This window comes from Sphingopyxis sp. (assembly GCF_050725615.1).
Classification (GTDB): domain Bacteria; phylum Pseudomonadota; class Alphaproteobacteria; order Sphingomonadales; family Sphingomonadaceae; genus Sphingopyxis.
In genome coordinates this window covers 1-6,331 of record NZ_JBOHHU010000137.1, presented here as the reverse complement: position 1 = coordinate 6,331, position 6,331 = coordinate 1, and the positions used below count along the sequence as shown (strand labels likewise).

Here is a 6,331-nt window from a genome sequence, read left to right as displayed (position 1 = left end):
CAAAAAGCCCCGGCGCGAGCCGGGGCTTTTTGTTTGGGCCGGTGCCGGTCTTTACTGGCCGAGCGACGCGGCGATCGTTTCGAGGCCGTTGCCGGGTTTCCAGTCGTTGCTCGCCCACACCGGTGCGTCGAAGCTCGGCGCCTTGCGCGGGCCGGCATTGCGCCCCGGATAGATGAAGCCCTGCACCGGGTTGGCGCGCAGACCGAGGTCGCCGATCGGGGCGTACCACACACGGACCATGCTCCAGTCGCCGGCGGCGCTGACGTCGACGACGCGGACATTGCGTTCGATCTGGCCGCGGCGGCCGTTGATCGGCGACCAGTTCGCATGGTCGATGAGCAGTTCGCGGTCGCTGACGATCTTCTTGACCACCGCAACATGGCCGATCGGCATCCCGCGCGATCCGGCGAACGCCATCACCGCGCCTTCGCGCGGTTCGTCGCCGCGTTCATACTGGCCGGCAGCCTGCGCCCACCAGGTCCCGGCGTTGCCGCGGATTTCGACGCCCGATTCGGCGCGGGCGAAGGGAACGCACTGGAGGTAGCCGCGCGCGGCGGCGGGGGTGGCGGTCAGGGCGGCGGAAAACATCATCACGCACGCGACAATTGCTGCTGTAAAGCGGCTGACTGACATGGAAAGCGACCCCCGTTTGGCTTGTGTTCAAGCGTTGGAGGGTGATTGCCATATCTTGTGCGTCACACCACCCGTCGCGCGACGAACTGCGTCATCGATGCGGTGGACCGGGGAACCTTTTGAAAGTGCGTTCGATTCGTCGACGGTCAGGCTCAACTCGCCGCGACGGGTGGCGTTCGTCCCGCCGATCAGGCGGCGACGCTGGATTCGCCGGCCGGCGGACGGAACAGCGTCAGTACGTCGGTGGCGGGCATCGGGCGGCCATAATAATAACCCTGGATGCTGCGACAGCCGAGGCTGCGGATCGTCTCGACCTCGAGTTCGGTTTCCGCCCCTTCGGCCGTGGTCGACATGCCGAGGCTGTCGGCGAGCGCGACGACGGCGCGGATGATCGCGATCGATTCGGTGATGCCCTTGGCGGCGCCGACGACGAAGCTGCGGTCGACCTTGATCGTCGAGAATTGCGTCTTGCGCAAATAGCCGAGCGACGAATAGCCGGTGCCGAAATCGTCGAGGCTGAGGCGGATGCCGAGCCCGATCAACTGGTCGAGCAATTGCGCCGCGCCGCCGCCGTCGCGCAGGAACACGCTTTCGGTGACTTCGATTTCCAGCCGGTGCGGCGGCAGCCCGCTTTGCGCCAGCGCCGAGACGACGACCGAGGCGAAGGCGGGGTCGGTGAGCTGTTCGGCCGAGACGTTGACCGCGACCTTGAGGTTCGAGGGCCAGCGCATCGCCTCGTGGCAGGCGGTGCGCAGCACCCATTCGCCGATCGGCGAGATCAGGCGGCTGTCCTCGGCGAGCGGGATGAAGCGACCGGGCGAGACATTGCCGAGCTTCTGGTTGTTCCAGCGGATCAAAGCCTCAAAGCCGTTGAGCGTGCCGTCGTCGGCGGTGACGACAGGCTGGTAATAGAGCTCGAACTCGCCGCGTTCGAGCGCGCCGCGCAGTTCCTGCTCCATGACGCGCCGTTCCTCGGCCTGCGCGTGGAGCGAGGCGACATAGGCGGCGACGACATTGCCGCCCTTGTCCTTGGACTTGTAGAGTGCAAGGTCGGCGTTGCGGGTCAGCGTTTCGACCGTCGCGCCGTCCTGCGGCCCGACCGCAAAGCCGATGCTGGCGCCGACGAACAGCTGATGATTGTCGACGACATAGGGGCGGCTGAGCGCCGATATGACGCGGCGACCGAGCGCCTCGGCGTCGCTCGCCGAGGGCATGTTGTGGAGGATGATCGCGAATTCGTCACCGCCCAGCCGGCCGCAGGTCATGCCGCGGTCCATCATGCTCTTCAGCCGCGCCGCGACCTGCGCGAGCAATTTGTCGCCGACGGGATGGCCGAGCGTATCATTGACGGCCTTGAAGCGGTCGAGGTCGAGCATCAGCATCGCGCAGCGCGTCTTGGCCTCGATCGCATGGCTGAGCGCGCGTTCGAGATCCTCGTTGAGGCTGAGCCGGTTGGGCAGACCGGTGAGATTGTCGAAACGCGCCATCTTGGCGATCTGTTCGGCCGAGGCGCGCTGTTCGGTGACGTCCGAACCGACCCCGCGGAAACCCAGGAACTTGCCCGCTTCGTCGAGGCGCGGCGAGGCCGACAGCTCCCACCAATGCGGCTTGCCGTCGATGGTGACCGGAACGATCAGGTTGGAAAAGCTTTCGCGGCGCTTCATCCGCTCGGCCATGTCGTGCAGGCTTTTGGGGAAATTGCCGGTTTCCCAAGCGTCGCCCGACAGCGCCTGGAGCAGGGGGATGCCCTCGAGCTGGTCGGCGGGCGCGCCGATCGCAAAGGCGAGGCGCGGCGAGACATGGACGAGGCGGCGGCTGTTGTCGGTCTGCCACAGCCAGTCGGCCGAGGTTTCCTCGAACTCGCGCAGCAGCAGGCTGACCGTCTCGGTCTTTTCGTGCAGCACGTCCTCGGCGCGGCGGAAACGGATGTGACTTTGCGCGAAGCGGATGCAGAATCCCGACAGCAGCGCGCCTGCGGCAATGGCGACGCCGGCGTGCGCCGATGCCCCGGCCACGACCAGCGCGGCCGCAGCGGACAGGGTGACCGGGACGATGAAGAGCAGGCAGGCCATCGGCAGCGTATGCGCGACGATCGCCAGGGTCAGCATCATCAACAAAGCGACGCTCCACATCGACAGGATATGGTCGAGCGCCGGATGCTGCCCCTGAAGCCAGAAGGGGACCGACCAGACGACCGCCGAATAGATGGCATGGCGGTTGCACAGGTTGAATTCGGCGGCGCCCGAATGGCGGATCTCGCCCAGCGGCAGCCGCGAGACGACGTACCACGACCACAGGCTGAACAGGATCGTGGTGGCGGCCCAGACGCCGATGAGCGCCTTTGGCACCGTGCTGACCATCGTCAGCACCGCAATGACCGTCATGCCGAGCCCCATGAGGAGCCTCAGCCTGCCGCGCCCGCGCAGCGGCGCGAGCTGGAGTTGCCGCAAGTCGCCGAGTTCCTCGTCGTGCCGGGTTAGCCCCAGCAGCGCACGCGCAGGAATCTCGTCGGTCGGAATCGGATCGTTCGCCACCCTGGTCACCGCCATGGTTTAGCGAAATGGGGTTACCTGAAAGTAACTATCCGGTGGAGCCAAACGGCTTTTTTCGTCCCCATCGGGGACGAAAATCAGGCCGCGATTGCAAAGGGCTGGATTTCCCCGGCCAGATATTGCGCGCGCGCTTTCGACCGGCTGAGCTTGCCCGAGCTCGTGCGCGGCAGGGTGCGCGGCGGGATGAGCTCGATCAGGCAGTTCATGCCGGTGATCGCGCGGACGCGGTCGCGGATCGTTTCGCGGAGCAGCGCCCGTTCATTGTCGTCGCTGGTGCGGCACTGGACGAGCACCGCCGGGGTCTCTTCGCCGCCCGGCGCGGTGATCGCGAAAGCGGCAATGTCGCCCGACTTGAAGCCGGGCAATTGCTCGACCGCCCATTCGATATCCTGCGGCCAGTGATTCTTGCCGTTGATGATGATCATGTCCTTGGCGCGGCCAACTATATATATGTAGCCATGGGATAAATATCCCATATCGCCGGTGTCGAGCCAGCCGTCCTTCATGCACGCGGCGGTCGCTTCGGGGTCGCGATAATAGCCGGTCATCAGCGACGGGCCGGTGCACCACACCTTGCCGACCGTCTGGTCGGGCAGGATGTTGCCCGCCTCATCGCGGACCTCGATCACCATGTCGCGCGCGGCGCGGCCGCAGTTGACGATGGCGCGATAGCGGGTCGGACGGCCGGCGTCGTTGGCGGCGCCCGACAGCTCGGTTTCCTCGACCAGTTCGACGACGATGCCCTCGCCCGGCGGCATGATGCTGACCGCGAGCGTCGCCTCGGCGAGGCCATAGCTCGGCAGGAAGGCGCTCGCCTTGAAACCGGCGTCGGCAAAGGCATCGACGAAATGCTGCATCACGTCGGGGCGGATCATGTCGGCGCCATTGCCCGCGACGCGCCAGCGCGACAGGTCGAAACGGTCGGCGACATGCGTCTGGCTCGACACGCGGCGCGCGCAGATGTCATAACCGAAGGTCGGCGAGTAGCTGAGCGTCGTGCCCTGGTTGCGGCTGATCAGGTCGAGCCAGGCGAGCGGGCGGCGCGCGAAATCCTCGGTCTTGAGATAGTCGACCGACACCTGGTTGGCGACCGGCGAGAGCAGGCAGCCGACGAGGCCCATGTCGTGGTACCAGGGCAGCCACGAGACGCAGCGGTCGCTGTCGCGCACTTCCATGCCGTGGCTGTGCGCGGCGAGATTGTTGAGCAGGGCGGCGTGGGTGACCGCGACCCCGTGCGGAAAGCGCGTCGATCCGCTGCTGTACTGAAGATAGCAGGTCTCGTCCGACTTCTGCTCGGGCAGGTCGGCGACTGGCGCCGGATTCTGCGCGAAGGCGCTCCAGTCCATCGGCTTGACGCCTTCCTTCTCGGCGGCCTCGACCGCCATCGCGGCGATTTCGGGCGGGAAGAAGAGCATCGTCGGGTCGCAGCTCGTCAGCTGGACGACGAGCTGGCCGACATAGCTATCGCGCCCGCCGAAGCTGGTCGGCAGCGGCAGCGGCACTGGCCAGGCGCCGGCGTAGATGGTGCCGAAGAAGAGGGCGGCGAACTCGGCGCCGGTCTCGGCGATCAGCGCGATGCGGTCGCCGGGCTTCACCCCTGCCGCGAGCAGGCGATAGGCGGTCTGGAGCGCGTCCTGTTTGAGTTCGCTATACGGATAAGGGCGCACCAGCTTTCCGCGCGGATCGTGGAAATTGAGCCCGCGCGTGCCGGTTGCCGCATAGTCGAGCGCTTCGCCGATCGTGGCGAAGTCCGAAAAACGGCGCGGCTGGAAACATTCGGTCGGCGTCGGCACGAGCGCGTCCGCCGCATCGGTGTTGGTATCGGTCATAGAAGCTCCGGCATCCCGCGAAAGCGGCCGCGCGGCAACAAGCATGTCATCTTTCTGGGCCATACGTGCTGCGCGATCCCTTGTCGTTGGAACAAATCGCCTGTTTTCAGGCATTGATGCCCGATATGGCGTCGCTGGTCGTTCTCAATCAGGCCCGACTGTGGCATAAACATGGCATGGTCACCAGCCGTGCGCGATCCGACCGGGCCAGAAAACCCTTGGGCGCGGCGCGGCTGGACGAGCTGGCGCTCGCCTATGTCGCCCGATTCGCGACCAGCCGTGCCAAATTGGCGCGCTATCTGTCCCGAAAGATACGCGAATCCGAATGGACGGACGCGGGTGATGCGATGACCGCGTGCGAAACGGTCGTCGCAAAAATGGAACGGCTCGGCTTCGTCGACGACCGGCAATATGCCGCGATGCGCGGCGGCGCGATGACCCGGCGCGGTCTGGGCGTGCGGCGGGTGAAGGCGCAATTGTGGGTCGACGGGATCGACGCCGCCGATTCGGGCGAAGCGATCGAAGCGGCCGAGGGCGCTGCGCTGGCGTCGGCGCTCGGTTTCGCGCGTCGCCGCCGGTTCGGACCCTATGCGACCGCAGCGGTGATCGATCCGGCGCTGCGCGAGCGCCAGGTCGCCGCCTTTGTCCGCGCCGGCCATTCGCTCGGGCTGGCGCGCCGCATCCTGGCCACCGCGCCGGGGGATGAGGCCGCGCTGGACGACGAAGCGGGGCTCGATTAGGAGGCGCACACCCCGATGCGGCGAAAGGATAGGCCGATGCGTGCGTGGATGACCGCTGTTGCTCTTGTCATGGCTTTGCCGGTCGCCGGCTGCAGTGGCGATTCGCAGGACGCGCGCGCGACGTCGATCCCGCTGACGATCAAGGCGGCCGACAAGGCGCATGTCTTCACCGTCGAAGTCGCGCGTACCGACGAGGAGCAGGCCAAGGGGTTGATGTTCCGCACCAGCCTGCCTGAAAACGGCGGCATGCTCTTTCCCTTCGCGAAGCCCAAATATGCCAGCTTCTGGATGAAGAACACGTTGATTCCGCTCGATATGGTCTTCATCCGCGGCGATGGCAGCATCGACCGCATCGCCGAAAACACCATCCCCGAAAATCTCGAACCGGTGGTCAGCGGCGGCGAAGTGAGCGCGGTGCTCGAACTTGCGGGCGGCACGGCGGCGAAGCTGGGCATCGATGAGAGCGCCACTGTGACGTGGCAGGATAAATGATCAATTATCACCGTAGCCCTGAGCCTGTCGAAGGGCGCCTATCCGAGAAGCGCCCTTCGACAGGCTCAGGGCTACGGTTTATTGA

The 6,331-nt window shown here is 66.0% G+C and carries 5 protein-coding genes; 2 read left to right on the top strand and 3 right to left on the bottom strand.

Going from position 1 to position 6,331, the window contains the following annotated elements:
* Positions 1-51: 51 nt before the first annotated feature.
* The 3 genes from ACREB7_RS20145 to ACREB7_RS20135 all read right to left on the bottom strand — a co-directional run bounded on the left by ACREB7_RS20145 (position 52) and on the right by ACREB7_RS20135 (position 5,014).
* Entirely contained in the window at positions 52-591 is a 540-nt protein-coding gene (locus tag ACREB7_RS20145) for a CHAP domain-containing protein (protein ID WP_431594041.1), read from the bottom strand.
* A 230-nt stretch (positions 592-821) separates the two neighbouring features.
* Entirely contained in the window at positions 822-3,167 is a 2,346-nt protein-coding gene (locus tag ACREB7_RS20140; protein WP_431594040.1) for a putative bifunctional diguanylate cyclase/phosphodiesterase, read from the bottom strand.
* Positions 3,168-3,262: 95 nt separating this feature from the next.
* Positions 3,263-5,014 (bottom strand): fatty acyl-AMP ligase, encoded by a 1,752-nt coding sequence (locus ACREB7_RS20135; protein ID WP_431594039.1) that lies wholly within the window; start codon positions 5,012-5,014, stop codon positions 3,263-3,265.
* 125 nt (positions 5,015-5,139) lie between these two features.
* On the opposite strand from ACREB7_RS20135, the gene ACREB7_RS20130 reads away from it, so the two are divergent.
* Both ACREB7_RS20130 and ACREB7_RS20125 read left to right on the top strand, forming a co-directional pair.
* The gene (locus ACREB7_RS20130; RefSeq protein ID WP_431594038.1) at positions 5,140-5,754 is read left to right on the top strand and encodes a RecX family transcriptional regulator; all 615 of its coding nucleotides are present in this window, start codon (positions 5,140-5,142) and stop codon (positions 5,752-5,754) included.
* 36 nt (positions 5,755-5,790) lie between these two features.
* Entirely contained in the window at positions 5,791-6,246 is a 456-nt protein-coding gene (locus tag ACREB7_RS20125) for a DUF192 domain-containing protein (protein WP_431594037.1), read from the top strand.
* The last annotated feature ends 85 nt before the right edge of the window (positions 6,247-6,331 follow it).